Annotated in this window: 16 protein-coding genes; 9 read left to right on the top strand and 7 right to left on the bottom strand. The window is 36.1% G+C overall.

What is annotated here, in order from left to right; translation table 11 throughout:
- The first annotated feature begins 12 nt into the window (after nucleotides 1–12).
- The 3 genes from IPK91_05010 to IPK91_05000 all read left to right on the top strand — a co-directional run bounded on the left by IPK91_05010 (nucleotide 13) and on the right by IPK91_05000 (nucleotide 2,348).
- Complete coding sequence (locus IPK91_05010) at nucleotides 13–1,341, top strand: RagB/SusD family nutrient uptake outer membrane protein (GenBank protein ID MBK8296634.1); 1,329 nt, start codon at nucleotides 13–15, stop codon at nucleotides 1,339–1,341.
- A gap of 52 nt (nucleotides 1,342–1,393) precedes the next feature.
- Nucleotides 1,394–1,828 carry a DUF1761 domain-containing protein gene (locus IPK91_05005; GenBank protein MBK8296633.1) on the top strand — a complete coding sequence of 145 codons (435 nt, stop codon included), beginning with the start codon at nucleotides 1,394–1,396 and terminating at the stop codon, nucleotides 1,826–1,828.
- 112 nt (nucleotides 1,829–1,940) lie between these two features.
- Complete coding sequence (locus tag IPK91_05000) at nucleotides 1,941–2,348, top strand: hypothetical protein (protein MBK8296632.1); 408 nt, start codon at nucleotides 1,941–1,943, stop codon at nucleotides 2,346–2,348.
- A 5-nt stretch (nucleotides 2,349–2,353) separates the two neighbouring features.
- Here IPK91_05000 and IPK91_04995 read toward each other — a convergent pair whose 3' ends face one another.
- From IPK91_04995 to IPK91_04975, 5 genes are all read right to left on the bottom strand, one after another.
- Complete coding sequence (locus IPK91_04995; GenBank protein ID MBK8296631.1) at nucleotides 2,354–3,322, bottom strand: hypothetical protein; 969 nt, start codon at nucleotides 3,320–3,322, stop codon at nucleotides 2,354–2,356.
- Between the two features lie 77 nt (nucleotides 3,323–3,399).
- Nucleotides 3,400–4,152, bottom strand: coding sequence for a T9SS type A sorting domain-containing protein (locus IPK91_04990; protein MBK8296630.1), 753 nt, complete (start codon nucleotides 4,150–4,152; stop codon nucleotides 3,400–3,402).
- A gap of 9 nt (nucleotides 4,153–4,161) precedes the next feature.
- Nucleotides 4,162–5,571 (bottom strand): DUF1501 domain-containing protein, encoded by a 1,410-nt coding sequence (locus IPK91_04985; protein MBK8296629.1) that lies wholly within the window; start codon nucleotides 5,569–5,571, stop codon nucleotides 4,162–4,164.
- A 7-nt stretch (nucleotides 5,572–5,578) separates the two neighbouring features.
- The gene (locus tag IPK91_04980; protein MBK8296628.1) at nucleotides 5,579–7,405 is read right to left on the bottom strand and encodes a DUF1800 family protein; all 1,827 of its coding nucleotides are present in this window, start codon (nucleotides 7,403–7,405) and stop codon (nucleotides 5,579–5,581) included.
- A 406-nt stretch (nucleotides 7,406–7,811) separates the two neighbouring features.
- Nucleotides 7,812–9,812 carry a T9SS type A sorting domain-containing protein gene (locus tag IPK91_04975; GenBank protein MBK8296627.1) on the bottom strand — a complete coding sequence of 667 codons (2,001 nt, stop codon included), beginning with the start codon at nucleotides 9,810–9,812 and terminating at the stop codon, nucleotides 7,812–7,814.
- A 292-nt stretch (nucleotides 9,813–10,104) separates the two neighbouring features.
- On the opposite strand from IPK91_04975, the gene IPK91_04970 reads away from it, so the two are divergent.
- From IPK91_04970 to IPK91_04960, 3 genes are read left to right on the top strand one after another with little or no spacing between them, the layout of a single operon-like run.
- Nucleotides 10,105–11,202: a hypothetical protein gene (locus tag IPK91_04970; protein ID MBK8296626.1), complete on the top strand. Its 1,098-nt coding sequence runs from the start codon at nucleotides 10,105–10,107 to the stop codon at nucleotides 11,200–11,202.
- Nucleotides 11,106–11,420 carry a hypothetical protein gene (locus tag IPK91_04965; protein MBK8296625.1) on the top strand — a complete coding sequence of 105 codons (315 nt, stop codon included), beginning with the start codon at nucleotides 11,106–11,108 and terminating at the stop codon, nucleotides 11,418–11,420. Before IPK91_04970 ends, IPK91_04965 begins: the two co-directional genes overlap by 97 nt.
- A 56-nt stretch (nucleotides 11,421–11,476) precedes the next feature.
- Entirely contained in the window at nucleotides 11,477–13,744 is a 2,268-nt protein-coding gene (locus IPK91_04960; protein MBK8296624.1) for a hypothetical protein, read from the top strand.
- Between the two features lie 219 nt (nucleotides 13,745–13,963).
- Here the strand turns inward: IPK91_04960 and IPK91_04955 are convergent, their stop codons facing one another.
- Nucleotides 13,964–16,435: a DNA translocase FtsK gene (locus IPK91_04955; GenBank protein MBK8296623.1), complete on the bottom strand. Its 2,472-nt coding sequence runs from the start codon at nucleotides 16,433–16,435 to the stop codon at nucleotides 13,964–13,966.
- Nucleotides 16,436–16,694: 259 nt separating this feature from the next.
- Here IPK91_04955 and IPK91_04950 point away from each other — a divergent pair, with 259 nt between their 5' ends.
- Both IPK91_04950 and IPK91_04945 read left to right on the top strand, forming a co-directional pair.
- Nucleotides 16,695–17,855, top strand: a complete 1,161-nt coding sequence (locus tag IPK91_04950; protein MBK8296622.1) for a saccharopine dehydrogenase NADP-binding domain-containing protein — start codon at nucleotides 16,695–16,697, stop codon at nucleotides 17,853–17,855.
- Nucleotides 17,856–18,011: 156 nt separating this feature from the next.
- The gene (locus IPK91_04945) at nucleotides 18,012–19,784 is read left to right on the top strand and encodes an acyl-CoA dehydrogenase family protein (GenBank protein MBK8296621.1); all 1,773 of its coding nucleotides are present in this window, start codon (nucleotides 18,012–18,014) and stop codon (nucleotides 19,782–19,784) included.
- A 19-nt stretch (nucleotides 19,785–19,803) separates the two neighbouring features.
- On the opposite strand, the gene IPK91_04940 is transcribed toward IPK91_04945, so the two are convergent.
- Entirely contained in the window at nucleotides 19,804–21,447 is a 1,644-nt protein-coding gene (locus IPK91_04940) for a glycosyltransferase family 39 protein (GenBank protein MBK8296620.1), read from the bottom strand.
- A 512-nt stretch (nucleotides 21,448–21,959) separates the two neighbouring features.
- Between IPK91_04940 and IPK91_04935 the strand changes: the two genes are divergently transcribed.
- Nucleotides 21,960–22,406, top strand: coding sequence for an SRPBCC family protein (locus IPK91_04935; GenBank protein MBK8296619.1), 447 nt, complete (start codon nucleotides 21,960–21,962; stop codon nucleotides 22,404–22,406).
- The last annotated feature ends 260 nt before the right edge of the window (nucleotides 22,407–22,666 follow it).

Here is a 22,666-nt window from a genome sequence, read left to right as displayed (position 1 = left end):
AAATTTACAGTCATGAAAACAATAGTGAATAATATTAAAAATAGAATTTGGAGCTTGTTAATTTGTTTACTGGTAGTAATATCTGGTTGCGAATTAGATGATATTCAAGATCCTAACAATCCAAGCATTGGCTCAATTGAAACAAATGCAACCATCAGTGAACTTCAAAATTTATTAGATGGAATCCAGGCAGCAATGCGGAATGAATACGGTATTTATTTTGACGGAGTCAGTGTTATTGGGAGAGAGGTCTATCGCTTTTCTGGATCTGACCCAAGATATACAGGAGAGTTGATGGGTGCTTCTTCCGGAATACTGGACGCCGGGGCATTTTATACTCAAAATACCTACAATGCGAGGTACCGTGTTATCAAAAATTGTAATATTTTATTAACTGCTGTAAAAAATACAAAAGCAGCACTTAGTGATGAACAACGTAAAGCACTAAACGGCTTGGCTAAAACAATTAAAGCACATGAATTATTAATGGCGTTTAACCAGCAATACGATAACGGAATCAGAGTACAGGTAGAAGATCCGGATAATCTAGGTCCGTTTTTAGATAAGGCTGCTTCCTTAAATGCAATAGCGGCATTATTAGATGAAGCATCTGCTGATCTAAAATTAGGTGGTGTTGCATTTGCTTTGAAACTTGGAAAAGGCTTTACTGGATTTGATAATCCGGCCACATTCTTGAAATTTAATCGGGCTTTGAGTGCACGTGTCAATGCGTACCGTGAAAATTGGGATGGGGTAAATGCTTCTTTATTAGAAAGCTTTATCAATGAAAACGGTGATTTTAAAACTGGTGTTTATTATATATTCTCTAAATCAGGAGGCGATATTCTCAATGAAGTATTTTATCCATTGAATGCAAGTGGCGAGGTGCGTTTAGCGCATCCAAACTTTATTGCAGATTCAGATGCAAATGATTCTCGCGTTAATAAGGCAAAGAAGCGCACCGCACCAACAACATCAAATGGCTTGACCAGTGAATTTGATTTTGCTTTATATACGACAAATACCGACCCCATTCCAATAATACGTAATGAGGAATTGGTATTATTACAAGCAGAATACTATATTCAAAAAGGGCTGACTATTGATGCAGTGCGATCATTAAATATTATCAGGAATGCTGCTGGATTAGCCGACTACAGCGGAGCTTCTGATAAAGACGGACTCATCAGGGAACTATTGAAACAACGCAGGTATTCTTTGTATGGAGAAGGACATCGATGGATTGATATGAGACGCTACAACAAATTAGCGGAGCTTCCAATAGATCGGGCAGGGGATGATGTTTGGACTCAATTTCCGAGACCTGCTAATGAAAATTGATAAGAAAAAAATGAATTAATCTTTTATTTTAAATCAAACAAAATATTTTTATATGGAACCACAATTAAACATGATGGCTATTGGTGTAGCCTCTTTAATTCCCATGATCATGGGTTTTATTTATTACCATCCAAAAGTTATGGGAAATGCTTGGATGAATGCAAATGGATTTTCACAAGAGAGTTTGGGCAATGGTCCTAAACCGATTTGGTATTTGGTTGCATTGGTGCTTTCTTTTCTTTTTGCCGTAAAATTTGCTGTAGAAGTCACTGGACCTGGTCAGGATGTTGCACCAGATGGACACAGCTATGTAACGTTTCAACATGGTATGGCACATGGGATCGTTAATACAATCATGATTATCCTGCCTATTTTTGGAACGCTGTCCATTTTTGAAAAAAGATCCTGGACCTGGGCATTTATCAACGTTGGATATTGGGGCCTTTGCTTAATTATAATGCAGGGTATATTGAGCGCATGGAGATAAATTTTAAATTCAAATAATTAAATTTTAATTCCCGGTAAATTAATTTTTATCGGGAATTTATTTATACGAATTATCGTTTATACATTCGTAATTAGTATTTTAAATTATCCAATTGAAACCAACTACCTTCTATTTTATTTTTCTTTGTTTACTGATTGGATTTTCGTGTGGAAATGAATCCTTACCCATAGACGTTCATAAAACACTCCTTGATAATAAATGGATGCTAGTTTCCATCAAAGTGAATGGGAACGATGTGACCAATGATTTTTTAGATTCCTGTGATTTAGATAATTTTAATGTGTATGCAGCCAATAATATTCTAGAATTTCATCAAGGAGTTAATAAATGTGATTCTCTGGATCCTGATGTTTTGTTTTCAAAATGGAAACTATTGGGTAATGATAAATTTATCGAACAAGACAGTGTGATTTATTATTTAACTCATATCGATGAGAATAATTTGATTTTAGGATTTTCTGATTTTGAAGAAAATATTAAATATCGAGTAATTCAATAAATAAATTAGCGATGCACCCGATTGTATTCATGCCTTAAATTTTCAGGGACGCCATCCGCAGGTTCCAGAGGTTTTTCAAAAATGACTTCAGGAAATAATTTTGTTTGGTGGCCTTCAAAATCGCGGGCCCATTCTTTGTGATTGTAAACACAAACTGGCAGACAAGCTGAACAATAATAATGCGATGCAAAATAAGGGAAGCACTTTCCTGTATCAACTATGTAACGATCCAATCCAAGGTGATCTTTACCTGCTTCTGGTGAGCGATTATCAGGAATCGCTTTCGCGGGACAATAAATTCTGCAAGCTTTACAAATATCACAAAATTTACCTATGCCTGCATCTATGGGTTGGTCGCATGCCATTTCAATAGAACAAATCACACTACCCATACGAAAAAGGGGACCTAATTTCGGATTAATAATAGAGCCGTGTCTTCCTAATTCACCAAATCCTGCTTTTAATCCTATAGGGATGTGCAAAATATCACTATCTCCAATCGGATGTTCAACTTTACAGGAATAACCTAAGCTTCGAATATAAGATGCAAGTTGAATAACGGTTTCACCCAAACTATAATAAACTCGCAAACATTCAATGGCACTTTCTTGAGAGGGGACCACTTGGAATTTACGCCAGAGCATTCGTTGGCCCACAGCAATGGCATGGCTATGTGTTACTTGTTTTCCGCGATAAACATCACTGGCTTCTATTCTACAAATTCCAACCAGATCAGCTCCGAATTTAAGTGCGTGTTCTTTGATCAATAGTGCAGCATGTTGAGGAGAATCAAAATCAGTTTTTACCGGATTTATTACACCTTCAAACTGCTTATATTGTTCTTCGTAAATCTGTTTAAGGATTTGATCTACCTCTTCGATCTTTATCTTGCGGCCTCCGATTTCACGATACCATGCTTCCCAATTAAATGGAGGAGGTGATGTAATGGATGCATTTATTAATTTGTTAGACAATTAGTTTGCTTTCAAATTTATATTTTATAAAATAAACGTTTAGCATTTATTGCATAAATTTCAAGTGAAATGCAATGCTATATCTTAATCAATTGCTTTCGAGTTATTTGATTGCCCTGTTTGCATGTCAATAAATAGGCACCTGCAATCCATTGTTGAGTATGAATACGAATACTTTGATACGATTTATTGAGTGTTAACTGCTCTGAGTAAATAGGTCTTCCAAACCAATCGGATATTTGAATTTCAAGCGGCTCATTCGAGTTGCCCTTAAATTCTAAACGGGTAGCCAAAGAAAACGGATTGGGTTCAATTTTTATATCCAATTCATTAGCAATTGGCAAATCGGGATTATTGTTGTCTGTTACCATATTGATTTTCTCTGCTGAAAAACGGATTTCAGCAAAACCAGCACAGCTTCCACCATAATTGGTTAAACCACTGATTAATACATAGCGTGCTTTAGGAATGACGACATCGGTCCAGTCCATGCCTTCATAACGATTGGTGCCATCTGCTTTTTGCAAGCTAAACGTTCCTGCATTCGACCATAAAATACTGTCTACAGAATAATCAATCAATACATCTTTCATTCCCCAGTTCAACCGATCCGGATCATTGATATTCCAGAATTTTATTTTATCAATTTCATATTGGTTTGTTAAATCAAATAAAATCCAATGTCCTGGTTTATTTACCGGGTTGGGGTTTTCTTTTTCCTGACAAGAAACCCAAGCATCAAACCAATTGGTAGAATGGCGGTCCGGAAAACACTGTGCATTTAGTTCAAGACAAAATACAATATTTATAAAAAGTATAATTTTTTTCATGTCTGCAGTTTAAATTTTTAAGAATCCAATAGGGGCTTTACCGGAATTCGGATCATAAAAATGTCCGATGTTTGGAAGTACATACGAAAGATCGGAGGCTTGTACACCCATCCATAATGCCAATTCAGCAAAATACTGATCAACCGAAGTGGTTGGTATCATGATGCCGTCATACACATTCAAATCGCTGTTGGAAGCCAGTAATGGAAATTTTCCATAGATCTTCTTGCCATTCACAGCGCCTCCCATAACCATCGCATTTCCACCCCAGGCATGATCCGTTCCATTACCATTCGAAATTAAGGAACGTCCAAATTCTGAAGCAGTAAATGTGGTAACCTGATTAGACAAATTCAGTTCTTCCATCGCAGCATTAAATTGTAACAAAGCACCATCTACAATTCCCAACATTTCATTCTGATTGTTTAATACTTCATCGTGATGATCCCAACCATAAAAATTCACAAAGAATATCTGACGCTTAAATCCTAAATCTTCATGTACAGAAATCGTACGCGCAATCATATTAAATGCTTGGGAGATATCATTGTCGGTAAATTGTGTTTGTAAAGTGGGAGCCTTGTCTAATGCTCCAGTAAATTTGATGTGACCATCTCTTGAACTCCGCACCACATCGATATAGGTTTTTTGAAAAATATCTTTGTATTCATAATCCAATAGGGTATCAATCGCCGAAGTTCGAAGTATATTAAACTGATCGTAGGTGTTATCAGGACGATAGCCACTGATCCCAATACTTCCATAACGGGGATCAATCGCAAATTCGATGGTCTCGTTTCCGGTTTGATATAAATTAGTTCCTGCAAGAGAAATATTCATACTGATTTCTGTTGCGGAATTCATGTCTCGAATTAAATCAGACATGCGTCCACCCCAGCCGGATGTAGAACGTTTATCTGCTAAGGAAGACTGCCATTGAATGGATTGATCGGAATGTGACAAAAGTCCCAATGGTAATTTCACTGAGTTGTTGTAAAATCCATCTTTGGTGGTAGGTTCTAATAACGTACCGACATTAGAAACAAAAACCATTTTGCCATCCTCATGCATTTTCTGACAGCCTTTTAATGCCGGATGTAATCCAAAGGTTCGTCCAGGTGTATTATTCACCTGAATGGGCAATAATTCAGATTTAGGCAAAGCCAAATTGGATCGTGTTTTAGCATAATCGTTGTATTCCTTGTTACCCATAGGCACGATCATGTTGTAGGAATCATTCCCACCAGAAAGCATTAAACAAACCAATGCTTTGTATTGAGGATCCATCATCGAACTGGATGCTGCCAATGCATTGATTCCTTTTAAATGGATCAGTGAATTCATTATGGATGTATAGCCAAGCGCAGCACAACTGACCTGTCCTACAAATTTTCTTCTTGATAGTTTATGTTGACTCATGTTGTTTTTATTTAAAGATGGCGTAATCGGGCGAAATCATCATTAAGTATAAAGCCATTCGCACCCTTGACTCTCGATAACTACCGGTAATAAATTTACTGATGGTTTCTTTGATAATTCCACGGGTACGATCACTGAGATTCCCATGCGTTAATAAAATATCCAATCGATTTACCAACACTTCTGGTTCTGCTGCAAGATCTTCTAATTCATTTAACATTAAAATGGTATAAGGATCATCTCGTTCCCAACTGTACATAACATAATCGTAAACAGCCCAATTATTAACTTGATTGATAAAACCGATGCTGGTTCTGGAATTGTGAATTTGAAATTCAGGTCCATATAAACCAGCTTTATCTAGTTCACCTTTAGGTCTGTAAAAAGGAGAGTAGAAATTAAAAACGGTAGGTGCTGCTAATGGAATTTGACCCGTGTTTGTAAAAAATTCATATCCGATATTCCAAAATCGATCGTAGTATTGTTCGATGTCCATTGCCGAAGTAAAATGAGCATAGCGTACGATCGGTTCACGAAGTTGACCATTAGTAGCATCCAACATCCAATCACAATCCCGTGCTTCAGGATCCAGAAGAATTGCTTTGATTACAGCGCCCATATTTCCTCTGACACCCTTTCCATCATTATTGAAAACGGCTGTTACGCGTTCAATATAATCAGGAGAAGGATTGGATTTAATTAAACGTTGAATTAATTGTCTCCCTATAAAAGGGCCTACATTTGGATGATTAAATAAATAGGTCACAGCATCTTGAATGTCTTTCATGCCTTGTTGACCGGAAGGAATAATACTTCCATCAAGCATTATTTTTTCACCGGGTTCATGCCAGAATTCATACATACGCATGGGTTTGGTCATATCTGCAAGATAAATGCCCATGCCAAACACAGCAGTATCAGTATACATGTTGGGAACAACCGCACCCAGACCCAATCCTGTAAATATTTTTGCTAGTTCTTTAATGTCTTTTTGATCATAACTTGGGATGGCTTGTCCAAGGCTATCTAATTTTAAACTTCCATCCGGATTCAGTTCGCTGAGTCCAATTGAAAAAAGCTGCATGATTTCACGGGCATAGTTTTCATCTGGACGCGTATTTTCAATGCTGTCGGTTTTTGGATTGTTGAGATGGCTTAAATAAAAACCCATCGTCGGATGGAGGCTTATTGCCATTAAAATATCTTTAAAATTTCCAAAAGCATTTCTTGACATGATGTCGTAATAACTTGCCAACCCTTCACCAAAACCTTGCAAATCAGAATCCAGAGAAATCACAAAAAGTTCGCTCAAAGCCAACGCAACGCGCTGTCTTAAGCGGTCTTGGTTTTTTTGATGTGCTGTCCACCAGGCATATTGAAAATGAATCCAATTTGGACTGAGTGCAATGCTTGCTGAATCTCCTCCGGTTGAAAAATGCCAGTCAAGTACTTCATGATGTACATCCCGAGTTTCTTTTAAATAATTGGTAGCTGGAATCTTGATTTGTTGGTCTATCCAATCAGCAAAGTCAATGCCAGCAAGATTTCGAATGTCATCGTAACCAGCCCCCATACCAGATTGAAATAAAAATCGACTGGCATTGAGTATGTCAAACAACATACCCTGGCCGTTGATGGTTGCAGTGGGTGGACAACTGTCCGGACGATTGCGGGGTTTCCAGCTGTCGCTGCTGTATACTTTGATGTCGCTGCCAGAGGAGCCACCCAAAATCAGCTTTTGGGAATATCCATTATGGTAGAATAAGCAGCAACATAAGAATCCAAAAAGTAAATTGGTTTTCATCATGTTGATATTCGAATGTTGATGCTTCAAAATTAATGAGCTTGCATCGGGAATCCTATTTTTAATGCAAAATATTGATAAAAATCAGGGTTTACCCTGAGTGGGAATCAGGGTAAACCCTGATTCAGAATTAAATTTGATTCAAGTTTTTGAGCTTCAGTATAATTTTTGTTTTTTTATCTTAACTCGTCAGCAACTTCAATTTGTTATTTTTTTTTTTTTTAAAAAAATACAACTGCTATTTATTTAGATAATTCCTAAGTTGAATAGTGCAATTTGGAGCATTCATATCGAGTTTCATTGAATTATAATTTCTATTAGAGTAATTCAACTTCAAAAAGCATTTTAGCAATTTTATATTTTGAGATTGTTATATCTATTTGAATTATTAAAGAAATAAAATTAACTAATCATTATTCATTTATCTTAGTCTAAATCAATTTACAACAAGTTTACCTTTCCATTTATTTCGACCCAAGCTAATTGTTGTCAGATATACTCCTTTTTGAAGCCCAGCCAGATCAATATTTACATTTGATTTACCATTATTCAATATAGTTGCCTTAGTCATGATTTGTTTTCCTAATAGATCGTATAGAGTAATTTCCGTCATACCACTTTTTTCCTGATCGAAAGAGAACTGCACATAATCATTTGCAGGATTGGGGTACATTAAAACGTTCATTTTATTCTTAGGATCTCTTACATTAACAGAACTTTGATTTGAATATAAAATGGTTGAACCCGTGCCGACTGCCCAGATATCGGATTGGTAACCATGAATAGAATAATATCTTACATTTGGTACACTCTGTTTTTTCCATTTTGTTCCATCGTATTTGAAAAGAATACCTTGAGTACCTCCAACATATACATTATTTGCATCTGTTCCCCAAACCCCATACAAATCATTTAATCTAATACCAGGGTCTTGAACAGTCCAACTAACACCATCATATTTTAACAAGACTCCACCATCTCCCACAGCCCAGATGTTTTTATCATCTGCAGCCCAAACACTCCTTAAAGTTTCCGTTGTATTGGAAATCATTGATGTCCAATTTGTTCCATCGTACTTGAAAATTTTACCTTTATAACCTACAGCCCAAATATTATTAGAATCAATACCATGGATTCCAAATAGATAATCTCCACTGCTTGCCAATTGGTTGACCCAGGCAGATCCATCATACTTAAAAATTTTCCCTCTGTAAGTAACGGCATATACATTATTATTATCAATGCCCCAGACACTTTGAAAGTCTTCAGTTGTGGCTATTGTTTGATTTAACCAACTGTTACCATTATATTTAAGAATTGTACCTTTACTTCCTACGGCCCAAATATTTTTGGAGTCATTGCCCCAGATACCCCAAATATCATTCACAGTTTTTGAATCTTGAGTTATCCAATTTGATCCATCATATTTAACAATTAGTCCTTTGCTACCTACAGCCCAAACATTTCTGGGGTCAAATACCCAAACATTGAATAGGGACTGAGAATTTATATATTGCTTATTCCATTTAAAGCCATCACCTAATAATTTAGTACCTGACCAACCAACCACCCATATATTATTTACATCTGTTGCAAATACCCCAGTGAGATATGCAGTAGTGCCGGAATTTTGAGTTACCCATTGATTATTTTTATAAACCAAGATCACTCCACCTGTCCCAACTGCCCAAATATTATTTACATCAGTTCCATGAATATTGAAAAGTATTGCATTTGTATTTGAAGCTTGTTTTGACCATGTTGTACCATCGAATTTTAAAATCGCACCATTTCCAGTTCCCCCTGCACCAACGGCCCAAATATTATCTTTATCAACTCCCCATAGTTTATAAAGATAATTTGTGGTATCAGCATTTATTTGAGACCAGTTGTTTCCGTTATAATTGAGAATTGTTGCTCCTACCACCCATATATTATTCATATCAGGACCCCAAATTGATTGAAGATTCTTGGTTGTTCCAGAAGCTTGAGGAATCCAGCTGTTTCCATCATATTTAAGGATAGTTCCCGAACGACCAACAGCCCAAACATTGTCCTTATTTAAGCCCCACACACCTAGTAAATCTGATGTAGTCCCAGAATTTTCGATACTCCAATTACTGCCATTATATTTTAAAATAGTACCAGACTTTCCAACTGCCCATGCATTATTCTCATCTATTGCCCAAACAGAAGCTAGGTCATTAGTACTATTAGAATTCTGAAAAACCCATTTATTGCCATCATAATGCTGTATAATTCCAGACCTACCGACAATCCATCCTTTATTATTGTCTAGTAGAAATATGTCGTTAAAATTAGTAGCAGTATTCTGAATTTGCCAATTTTGAGAATAGCATAAAGTATATAATAAGCAAAAATTGAAATAAGAAATTTTTGTATTCTGTATACCATAATTGACAAATTTATTTGCCAAATTACTAATCCTTTTTTAAAATTGATTATATTTTTAATCCATTCAAGAATCAACTTGTAGGTATTGTATTTATTGCGTCCCGGTCAGATCTCACAATTATTTGATTATAAGCATATTACTTATAGCATCCTTTTTATGAATTGAGCTTTAATTCACGAAAAATATTACTACTATAGACATTTAGCTCATCTGCAATTTGTTGCTTTGACCAATTCATCTTTAGACATTTAGATAAAATTACCCTTTATTCAAGCATAAATTATTTATATATTTGTTGCAACAGTTAAAAATCTTGAAGGAAAGTACCTGTTGTGATGATGGGGCTTTATACAAAGGAATGTTTTTATTTGTTGTTGTTATTTCTTATTTTAGCACGTCTTTATCACCCACAAAAAAAAAATCAATTATGAGAATCTTTATTCCCGTAAGTTTATTCTGGTGCTTATTACTTTTTCATACATCATTAAGTGCCCAAAATTATGAACGATTGAACGGACCTTATGGCGGAGGCTCAAAGGTTTATGAAGGGAAAAATGGCATTCTGTTTCAACGCTTATTTGAAGACGATGATCTGGCCGTATTGTTTCGTTCTGTTGACGGTGGCGCCACATGGAAAAAAATGCCGACTCCTGCAGCCAGACAAGTGTACGACCCGTTTACGGTAGCATATAATGGCAATCTTTATGGGGCCGCTGGCAAGAATTTATATGTGTCTGTAAACGACGGACAGTCCTGGTCAGGACTCAATAGTCCTACTGCTGAGGCGATTGTTAATGTCAATGCATTGCCAAATGGGGTTTTATTGGTTTCAGATTACGAAAAAGTCTATCGTTCAATCAATAATGGACAAAGCTGGATTGCTGTCTTGCAAACTGACGTCGATGCATTTTATTACAACAGCTATACGGATCAAGTGTATGCAATTGGCAATCAAAACATCTATGTATCCAATGACGGCGGATTAAACTGGCTGCCATTTTATTTCGATGATTTCGGAGATGGATCTAAAGAAATTATTTCAACCAGCAATGGTCTGGTATTGGTGTCCGGTAAAGGACAAATTTGGAAGTTCGACCAATCGGGCAATTTAATACGGACCATTGGGGTATCCGCAGGGGAGGATACTTATGTGGAAATGGCTGTTTCTAAAACAGGAGATTGTTTGCTTTTGAAAAATATGCAGCCTATTATTCGGATGATTATGGAGATAATTTTTTGCCCCTCTTTTCGAATCCAATTCTTAATCGATACATCCGCACATTTGCTGCAACAACGAATGGCGCAGTTTTTGGCTTGCTGTATTCAGGTAGTTTATATCGTTCTGATAACAATGGGGCGTCCTGGAGTTTTTCTGCTCAAGGCATCGATTTCGCAACACCGCTTGAAGTAGATTTTATTTCAGAATCTAAAATTTTTGCACTGACAGTAGATGGTCTTTTTTATTCAGAAGATGGCGGACTCGTTTGGAATCCATTGTTATTTGGAGAGTTTGACTTTGAATACGCTTCTAAATTCGAACGAATTCAAGTGATGGATAAGGATTACTATTTTTTAAATAATGATGGCATCTATTATTTTTCGGATGTAAATGCAAGTGGCAAAAAATAAAAAACAGTAACTATGGAGTTGGAAATAAGATCTACTACCATCATGCAACGAACACCTTGTATTTTCTTGAAAACGAAAAATTATATCGATCTCCGGATCAAGGTAAAACCTGGATATCCATTTTGGGTGTGGAAGGAATTGACCTGAGAATTTTTCCAGATGGCTCCTTGCTGATATTAGGTCGAGATGGGGTATTCCGCTCTGTGGATCAAGGATTAAATTGGTCATTTGTATTTCCGGGCGGAGACTTGATTGCCAATCAAATTTTAAGCGATGGGTTTTCAACCGCTTTTATGTTTTATCCGGATCCTTTTGGGAGTGGTTTGATTCGTTCCAATGATCAAGGCATCACCTGGGAAAAAGTTGATTTGTTGAATGGCAATGGGAATTTGCTTTTTAATGCAAATAGCGGACAAGCATGTAATAATATTGCAAGCCTTTTTACCGCAAGTCTTACCGGAGAAGTATATACTTCCACCAATCAAGGGGCAACATTTAATGTGTATCTTGATTTAAAATATAATTTAAATGCATTGACCATTTCTCCTGCTCAGAAATTGTATATGCTGACAATAAAAAATGGGCTATACCGCACACGCATTGCAACCAGTTCGACAAAATTACTTACAGGCAATGTCTTTGACGATGCAAATAAAAATTGCGTAAAAGATAATGGAGAAACTGAACTACCTAAACGAATCGTAAAAGTTGAAAACGGCTCTAAAATTAATTTTGCCTATACCGATGCCTATGGAAATTTCCGATTCCCAATAGAGCAGGGTGATTATCAATTTAATGTGCCTTCAAGCAATTCCTATTGGAATTCATGTATAAAATCAATTAGTGCAAGCACCTATAATTTAAATGATACCTTATATATCGGATTGCAAGCTTTGAGCAAATGTCCGTTTATGGAGGTCGATATTCAAGCTCCGTTCTTAAGGAGATGTTTTGAATCGGACATCTATGTGTATTATAAAAATTCAGGAACGATTGCAGCTAAAGATGCCTACATAGATGTTGCTTTGGATACAAATTTTATTTATATAAGCTCAGGAAAACCTGTAGCCAGTATAAATGGAAACGTATATAGATTCTTAATTGGCGATCTTGAAGAAAATACTTCTGGAGCATTTACAATTCGGATTAAAGTTTCTTGTAATACTAAATTGGGAGATTTTCATTGTGCGGAAGCGCATATTTATCCTGATACTGCCTGCAATCTATCCGCCCATGCGGATATTAAAACTTCAGCTTTGTGTTTGGGAGATTCTATTCAATTGCGTATAAGAAATTTAGGAACTGCTGCCATGTTGGGTCCTAAAAAATGGATAGCTATTGATCAATCCATTTCAAATTTCAAAGCATCTACCATTGCTTCGGGGCTGTTTGTCTTAGATGCCGGCCAAGAATTCAATATTAAAATTCCAACTGCATCACGCGTATTGTTTATAGCCGAGCAGGATGATTCAAATCCTTATAAACAAGCTTCTCGTACAGAAATTGTCTCTTGTTCTGCAAATCCGGTTCCAGGGGCCCCAGTTTCAAGAATTGACAATCTCGATGAAGGCGAACCTTTTATTTCAAAATTTTGCCTGCAAGTACGGGGTAGTTTTGATCCAAATGATATAACCGGATACCCTGTTGGTTTATCAGATAGAAAATATATTGATCAAACACAGGAATTGGAATATATAATCCGTTTTCAAAATACGGGCACGGATACTGCATTTAATGTCAGAATTGCTAATCAAATACCGATCAATAATCTAGATTTAACCACGCTTTCTTTGGGATCCTCATCACATCCATATCAGTTGTTGATTGACCCAACCGGAAAACTGAATTTTAGTTTTCAGAATATATTATTACCCGATTCTGCGATTGATCAAAAAGCTTCTCATGGATTTGTTAGTTACAAAATAAAACCAATACAGAAACTAGGAAATGGAATTAAAATTGAAAACGAGGCATTTATTTATTTTGACTTTAATGATGCTGTAAAAACCAATAAAGAATTCCATACAGTTGGTATTCCGATTCAGGTTAAGGTGATCAATTCGACTCAAGTTGGCAAGTTGCAATTTAATATTCAACCTAATCCAATGTCTCAGCATGCAGTAATAAACCTAATCAATTGCGATAAATACGAAAAATATTTTTTGAGCTGTCAAGATCTAAATAAGGTAACATTATGGACTAAATCCTTTTTATCAAATACAATTCAAATTGAAAGAGAAAATTTAGTACCCGGGATGTATCTGTTGAGTATTAGAAACGCCAAGCAGGAACAAGTAGCTATTGATAAATTAATCGTTAAATAAAGTTTATTGTACACAAATTAATTATTGATTCGTATTTCATTCCTTTTTCGTAATTAATCATTCGTAATTCGTAATTAATTCTAGTCTTTTCACTTTATCACTATTTAAAAAAAGCCCCTGTGGTCAGCAGGGGCAAAAATCTACTATCATTCTCAGTTGGAAAATCAAAAAAGATCTTCGAGAGTCTTTAGTCGTATGGTGTAGTAATCTGTTTTCATTTTAGCGTTTCAATTTAGATAGGATATTATCCAATTCAGGTTCTGTAAATACCAAAACTTCCCTTGGTTTACTTCCTTCCCCGGTGCTTACAATTCCAAGGCTTTCAAGTTGATCCATGATACGACCTGCACGATTGTATCCAAGTTTCATTCGGCGTTGAATCATACTGGTACTTCCATGTTGAGACTGAACGACGAGGCGTGCTGCTTCAAAAAAGTTTTCATCTAAATCGTTTATGTTTATTGATGAACCTCCATTGTCGTTATCGTTTTCGTCACCTTTATATTCAGGAAGCAAGTAGGGCGTACCGTAGCTTTGTTGATTTCCTATAAATTTAATTACCCGTTCAACTTCCGGTGTGTCAACATAAGCACATTGTAAACGAATCATATCGGAACCTACATTAAATAGCATATCTCCACGTCCAATTAAACGTTCTGCTCCTCCATAGTCCAGAATGGTGCGGGAGTCAATATTAGAAGAAACTTTAAATGCGATTCTTCCCGGGAAGTTTGCTTTTATCAAACCTGTTATAATTTTTACGGAAGGCCTCTGTGTTGCAATAATTAAATGAATACCTACAGCACGAGCCAATTGCGCTAAACGACCCAGGGGCATTTCTACTTCTTTTCCTGCCGTCATGATCAAATCGGCAAATTCATCGATTACAAGTACGATGTAGGGCAAGTACTTATGTCCTTTTTCAGGGTTTAATCTGCGTTTGGTAAATTTGTCATTGTACTCTAGAATGTTTCTAACACGAGCCATTTTTAATAAACCATAACGTTGATCCATTTCAATGCACAACGAATTGAGTGTATAAATAACTTTGGAGTTATCCGTGATAATGGCTTCATCTGAATTTGGTAATTGAGCTAAAAAGTGTTTGCTGATTTCAGAATAAATTGGCAACTCTACCTTTTTAGGATCTATTAAGACCAACTTTACTTCAGATGGATGTTTGCGGTAAAGTAAAGACATCAGGATGGCATTGATCCCTACAGATTTTCCCTGACCTGTTGCACCAGCAATTAATAGGTGAGGCATTTTGGTAAGATCCGCAACGATTACTTCATTTGAAATATTTTTACCCAATGCAATTGGCAATTCTAATTTTTGATCATTAAATCGTTCTGAACGAAGCAATTCTTTTAAAGCAACAGTCTGGCGATTTTTGTTTGCTACTTCAATCCCAATCGTGCCTTTGCCTGGAATGGGTGCAATAATTCGAATGCCTTGAGCTGATAAACTTAAAGCAATGTCATCTTCTAGGCTTTTGATCCGGGAAATCCGTACACCCGGAGCGGGAACAATTTCATAAAGAGTTACCGTTGGTCCGATGGTTGCTTTTATTTTTTGAATTTCAATTTTATAATGTTGAAGTGTTGCAATAATTAAATTTTTATTGGTTTCCAATTCTTCGCGATCAATTTCAAATTTTTGATCCGAATAATCATGGAGTAAGTCAAGCTGAGGGGCTTTGTATCCTGAAAGATTTGCTTTGTGGTCATAGGGCGTAAGATCCTCAGCTTCCCAGCCGTCGTCATCTACTGAGACGGCTTGTGGGAAAAACTGATGATCGCTTTGTTCTGTTGCTCTTACAGGGGGTTCCATTAGAAAATCTGTGGGATCAGAAATGGCAATTTCAAGGTCTGGTGTTTGGCTTGGTTTGTCTTCTTTTGGTGCCAATGATGCCAAAAGATCATCCTGGTCTGGATGTTCACTCCAGTCTACCATGATAGGTTTTTGCTGCGGTGTTGGATTTGGAGTAGTTTTTAAAAACTGCTCCGGATTGTGGCCGCCATCATTCGTAACGTTTTGAAATGCGCTTTTAAAATTAAACCAATCAGCATTCCACATCGACGAAACTGCGGTGTGGCCAACCGCATCGGCTTGAAAGTTCTGCAAATTTGGGTTGTAATACCATACAACAAGTGCAATTAATCCAAAAACCAAACCCAAGCCTGCTCCAATAGGTCCCATGATTCCTTCCATCCACAAACAATTTCGTGCGCCAAAAGCTCCTCCATAGGGGAAACTCCAATTTTGAAACACATAATAAAAGATCATAGATAAAAGTGACATGATCACCAACGTATGGGTTGTAAATCTTAGGAAGGATAGCCAGCCGGACCGATGTAAAAACCGGAATCCTAAATGGATTATAATTGGCACAATGAGGAGGGCAGCAATGCCGAATCCATAATAAAATAAGAAATGCGAACTCAATGCGCCCAACTTGCCTAAACTATTGGCAATGTTTACTTTAGAGTTAAATAAGATGTGCCAGGAATAGCTAAAAATCTTATCCTGATCTGCTTTCCAGGTAAAGAAATAGGAAATAGAGGAAACCAGGATAAACAGTGCCATCATAAAACAGAGGATGGCAATAATTTTGGAGAGACGTTCATCTTTTAACATGGCGACAAAGGATTGCCAGGCAGTCTCTTTATTCTTTTTTGACCGCGCCATAGGACTATAGTAGATTATATATTAAATCAGACGCTAATGTATGTGTTTTTTACATATTACACTAAAAAATTATTTATTTTTTGCTATTAATCTGCATTTTAAATATTACAAATATTAATAATATGTTTTAAAAATACATATATATAATATTAATAATGTGTAATATCAATACATTCAATCCCTTTTATATGTTAATTGTTCCCAAGTTTGGCTCGCACTGGGTTGGCATTTTTAATTTTGCAGTCTAAATCGATTGAACATGTATATAAAACACAAAGTGATCATTGCCGGAGCTGGTGGAATTGGACGTGCTGCAGGCTTGATTATGGCTGAACAACCTGATTTTGATTGTGAAATTTTTATTGGAGACATCCAGCTTGATATTGCAGAAGAAGCATGTCAATGGATTCAAAAGGGAGCCTCTAGTCTCGTTAATATTGAATCCTTTGAAATAAAACAGGATGTTGTTTCGGAACATATGGACTACATTTTAAAATCTGCAGACATTCTATTGGATTGCCTTCCAGGTTCAGAAGCACCCAAAATGGCTGCTTTTGCAAAAAAATACAAGTTGCACTATGTGAATCTTACCGAATATGTGGATGAAACCAATCAAATTCTTGAATTAGCAAAAGATGCTGAAACTGGATTTATCCTACAATCCGGTTTGGCTCCAGGATATGTTAATATTCTTGCCAATCATTTATATAAGGATTTTGTGTTACAGTATGGGGATCAACAGGTAGACCATATTGCTATGAAAGTAGGAGCTTTGACTCGGATTACTACCAACCCACATTATTATGGGTTTACCTGGAGTCCTATTGGTGTTGCAACAGAATACGTAAAAGATGCCATTGTAATTCGCAATGGAATTAAAACGACCATTCCCTCCCTTACAGAAACTACTGATATATTAATAGACGGCATTCATTATGAAGATGATTTTACCAGTGGAGGGGCTGCTGATTTACCTGATTATTTTTCAGGAAAGGTTCGCAATCTGGATTATAAAACCATTCGATATCCAGGGCATTACCAATGGGTTAAAAATCAGTTGGCCGAAATCGGATCGCAACCCAATCCTGAAATTGCACTGTTAGATAAAATGAAACAAGTAATCCCCAATGTTGATGAGGACCTTATAGTTTTATATGTTGGGATCATTGGAAAAGATGTTTCGGGTTCCATTCGCATCAAAGAGCGTAGTCTTCGCATTGAACCTTCTTTTGTGGGAAGCCATAAATTAAAAGCCATCCAAACAACAACGGCTGCTCCTATGTTGGAAGCTGCCAGAATGTTATTGTCTGGAAAGTATAAAGGTCCAATGCTTCAATCCCAAATTGATACACAGGAATTCTTATCCGGTTCATTTGTTCAAATGGTTTTTAATCAAAAGAAATATAGAGAATTAGTTTAAGCGCTTTCCTTTAAGGTCTTGTTTGTTATTGAATCTACCATTCAAAAACGAATATGTAGTCAGGCATTCCAAAAATACCTTTCTACTTGTACATCTATTCGCTTGTATTTTCGTTTTATTAATACGGATGGTTTTTTCCGATTAATAAGATCAAACATGAGTGCGTTGCTATTAAATGGAGGTGAATTTTTAATTAAGGATACTGATTTTAATTTGAATTTTATTCCTGAAGATCTCAATGAAGATCAGGAAATGATTCGTCAATCTGTACGAAGTTTTGTTAATCAGGAAGTTTTAGCAAGAGGGAATGACATCAACGAACAAGTTTCGCTCTTACAGGAAGCAGCATCATTAGGTCTATTAGGATCACATATACCAGAACATTATGGTGGGAATCCTCTCGATACATTTAGTAATACCCTCATTTCCGAAGAATTGGGTAGAGGAGAAGCTTCATTCAATACAACCCTAGCGGCTCATACAGGGATTGGTATGCTCCCAATTTTTTATTTCGGTTCGGAAGCACTTAAATTGAAGTATTTGCCAGGCATGTGTAACGGATCTATTAAAGCTGCTTATTGTTTGACAGAACCGGGATCAGGTTCCGATGCGCTCGCTGCTAAAACTCAAGCCGTTTTAACGGATGATAAAAGTGCTTATTTAATTACAGGTCAAAAAATCTGGATTACAAATGCTGGCTTTGCAGATGTGTTCATCGTTTTTGCACAAGTCGATGGAAATAAATTTACAGGATTCGTTGTAGACAGCCACTTGTCAGGGATTAGTCTTGGTGCAGAAGAGCATAAACTGGGAATTAAAGGTTCTTCGACACGACAAGTCTATTTTGATAAAGTAATTGTTCCGGTTTCTAACATCCTTGGAGAAATAGGAAAAGGTCATTTAATTGCTTTTAATGTATTGAATATTGGTCGTTATAAATTGGGTACTATTTGTATGGGTGGCACCAAACGCTTGTTAGAAATGGCAATTCGGTATGCAAATGAACGGCAACAGTTTGATCACCCAATTTCCAGTTACGGAGCCATTCAGTTTACAATGGCGGAATCAGCCATCCGCATCTTTACATTGGAGTCAACCGTATATCGGGTAGCAGATCTAATGGAAGATCGAAAAATAGTTTCAACTCAATCAGGCAAAGATGCCGCAACAGCTATGTTAACTTCTGCTGAAGAATATGCAGTTGAATGTGCTATCATTAAAATCAGCGGCTCCGAAATGATAGATTATGTTGTTGATGCATTAATACAAATCCATGGAGGGTATGGGTATAGTGAAGAATATGCACCAGCAAGAATCTATAGGGATACCCGGATAAATCGAATTTATGAAGGTACCAATGAAATTAATCGAATGTTGATTATCAACATGATTTTACGTCGAACCCTAAAAGGTCAATTGGACCTGGTGGGACCTGCCTGGGAAGTACAAAAAGAATTGACAAGCCTGCCTTCTACGAATCTTTCTGATGAAGACTATGCTTTGGAGATCAGAAGTATTAAGGATTTTCGTAAAATGGTGCTAATGGTTGCCGGGGCTGCAGTTAAGTATCAAATGGATGGAAAACATGATCTTAAAACGCAACAGGAAATTTTGATCAATGTCGCAGATATGATCATCGATTTATATCTGGTTGAATCGATTGTCCTAAGGATTCAAAAACTAAAAGGGAAATACCCTGAGAAGTTGACAGATTTGCATGAATCTGCTATGAAGGTTTTTTTCTGGGATGCACAATCAAGACTTGTAAAAAATGGACAGGATGCCTTAGCTTCATTTGCAAGTGGTGATGAACTTCGAATCATGTTACTTGGAATAAAACGTTTTTCTAGATACGAACCGGTCAATGTTAAAGCACATCGACGTAGAATTGCAGAGGCACTCATAGAGAAAAAATCGTATTGTTTTTAAGGTTTTCTTCAACGTAAATTCAATTGGGCTTGTTCAGCTTTGCTAGATACAAGCTGTCTTTTAACCAAAAGTCATAAAATCGAAAATAAATTTGAATAGGCTGATCTCTGAAATCATATTTATGACCTATGTAAAAGGTTTGATCTTTTAATACTGAATCAAATTGCATAATATGCTTATTGGCCTTTGTAATATAATAGGGTATTTGATAAGGCAATAAAGGTGCTGTTTCAAGTTTGGAATTTGTGAGTTCTAATTTCCCCAAAAATAAATTTGTATGAATTTTGTTTGATTTACCATAAAGGTGGATAGGTTCTGACTTTGTAATTTGTAATATTTCAGAAATTGTAGGTCGAAATAATCTGGACTCAATTTGAGGTATTGCTGGTAGATAAAATACATTTAAAGCAATCCGGAAGAAGGCCATTGACAAAATTAAATAATAGATTTTAAATGCATTTGTTAGAGAATAGCCATATAAAATACTTGCAAAGCCACATATAGCGAGAATAGTCTTTAAAAATAAATGGGGAATGGCATTTAGGTTTGGAATAAAATTTAAAAACAAAGGCGCCACCGTCATACATCCGAGTATTATGAATCCTGAGATTTCAAACGATTTCCGGAATTTTGAGCGTTCGGGATGATTCAAATAATGATACGCCAGAACGCTTAAGATTAATATGTAGAATAAATAGAGATAACGGCTTTTCGTTTCTCCGCTGAGCCAATATAAGGGCATATTGCATGCTAGAAATAGACATGCAAATTTTAAAAAAGAGTTCGAAAATAAGTTGATCCACATACTTCGCTTCCATACCAATAGAAATAACAAGGACCAAGGAAATAAAAAGCGAACCAGTTTAATTGGAAAATTAACCAGGTTAATACTGATTTTGTGAAGCCGACTTCCAAAACCAGTTCGTTGCGAACTTTCTTCAAACAAGCGAATGATATAAGAAAAAACAGTTGTGCCTTCCCTTAGATAATACAAGTAATAATAAGTGAAAACAGGAATTGTAAAACAACAAATTGCAATGAAATGAACCGGTTTTACCAGATTTTCCCATTTCTTGGTTTGTATACAAAGTGCCAATAGTCCAAATCCTTGATAAGCAATTGCTGGAAATCCTTTTGTTAAAAACCCTACAGATGCTGCTAAGTAGGATAGTATTAATAACCAGGAATTATTTTTGTGAAAATAACTAAAAAGCGAAATGACCTGAATATAACTTACCAGGCAATAAAATAAATCAATTTCACCTGAATTTAAACTACCATAAAATAATAAATCTGCAGAGCTTAAAAAAAATAAAGAAGATAACAAGGCTGCTTCAAATCCAATATGTTTTTTACTTATTAAAAAATGCACCAATGCCGTTAATACAAATGATAATAGGGAAGGTAATCGAACCACCCATTCATCAAATGAACCAAATAGAGTAAAAAAAAAGCTAAGTACCCAACTGAATAAAGGGGGTTTATTGTAATAATTATAGGAGTTCAAATGAGGGACCACATAGTCTTTGGTCAGATACATCTCAATAGCGGTAGCCGCACGCCTTGGTTCTTCAGCACGAAGCTCGAGGGTGTAAAGATTTGAGAACAACCCAAAGGCCAAACAGGCTACAATTAATAAGATTATTTTACTTTTAATTTCCATGCAAATGGATTGTAAAAACAGCAACAAGATCTGTTTTTTTTTAGTATTTTAAAGCTATTATTAAATACAATAAATTAATTGATGCTCAGGGCAATGTGAGTTTTAGGTTGGGTTATGCCGAAAACAATATTCGTAATTGGTGCTTTTGAAGAACATTCTGGGATTTATACTGCACCGCTCTCAAATTTAAATACTGCCATTGCCATTGGTATATTGAATCGATCCATGTAATTCAGGCTTGAAGCTTAATTTTGGGTCATTCGTGCGTAATTTTATAGGTAGGTTAACGGGTACTTAAATTAGTTCTAACTATATGGTGTATGGACATGGATGCACTAATAGACTATTTATTCGTTGGGCTTTCTGGACTGGTAGCTATAAGCGATCAATAAAATTATACATTTCCTGAATGGGAGTCGTATTAGCAATTCTGAACCCATATCCATAAATTTAGCATTAATTTGTGGTATAAATAGAATTGACTAATTTTAACTAATATTAGCATCTAAATTATGAATTATATATTTGGATTTACAAAATTTCTTTTCATTATAGTAGTCGTTTATTTGTTCAGTGCGTTTTTTGCTAAATCAAATTTCAAAGTAGAGCGAACCAGAGTTGTTCAAGCCTCGCAAAAATTGGTGTACAATCAAATAGGCATACTTAAAAATTGGGAGAATTGGTCAGCTTGGCAAGAGAAAGATCAGTCGATTCAATTTACATTTGAAGGAAAGGATGCTGAAAATGGTGCCGTTATGCATTGGAAAGGGGACCCAGAAAAATCAGGAGCAGGTTTAATAGAGATCGTCCAGGCAGATCCACCTTATTCAATGGTCTATAAATTGAAAGGAAAGCTTCCTTTTGAATTAAATTCAAAAGGATCCTTCATACTTTCTGCTGAAAATTCTAAACGAACTACCGTGCTTTGGACTGATCACGGACAAATTCCTTTTTATTAAGGCCAGTGATGATGTTTAATGATGTGGAAGAATTTATGGCACCGGATATTGAAAGAGGCCTCTTTAAAGTAGATTCTATTTGTTCAAGTTTGCAGAATCAAATTCAATTGATCATGCATCAGGATAGTTTGAAAAATTAGAAAAATTTATAACAGTTCTGAATTATGGGAATTGAAAACTATTTACATTTATACTTGTTAGTACATTTGTACTTTTAAGCATTCCGTTAATGACTTATTCCTTGCGTACGTTTGTTTTAT

This window comes from Saprospiraceae bacterium (genome assembly GCA_016712145.1).
GTDB lineage: Bacteria > Bacteroidota > Bacteroidia > Chitinophagales > Saprospiraceae > Vicinibacter.
This window is presented reverse-complemented; position numbering and strand designations above follow the sequence as displayed.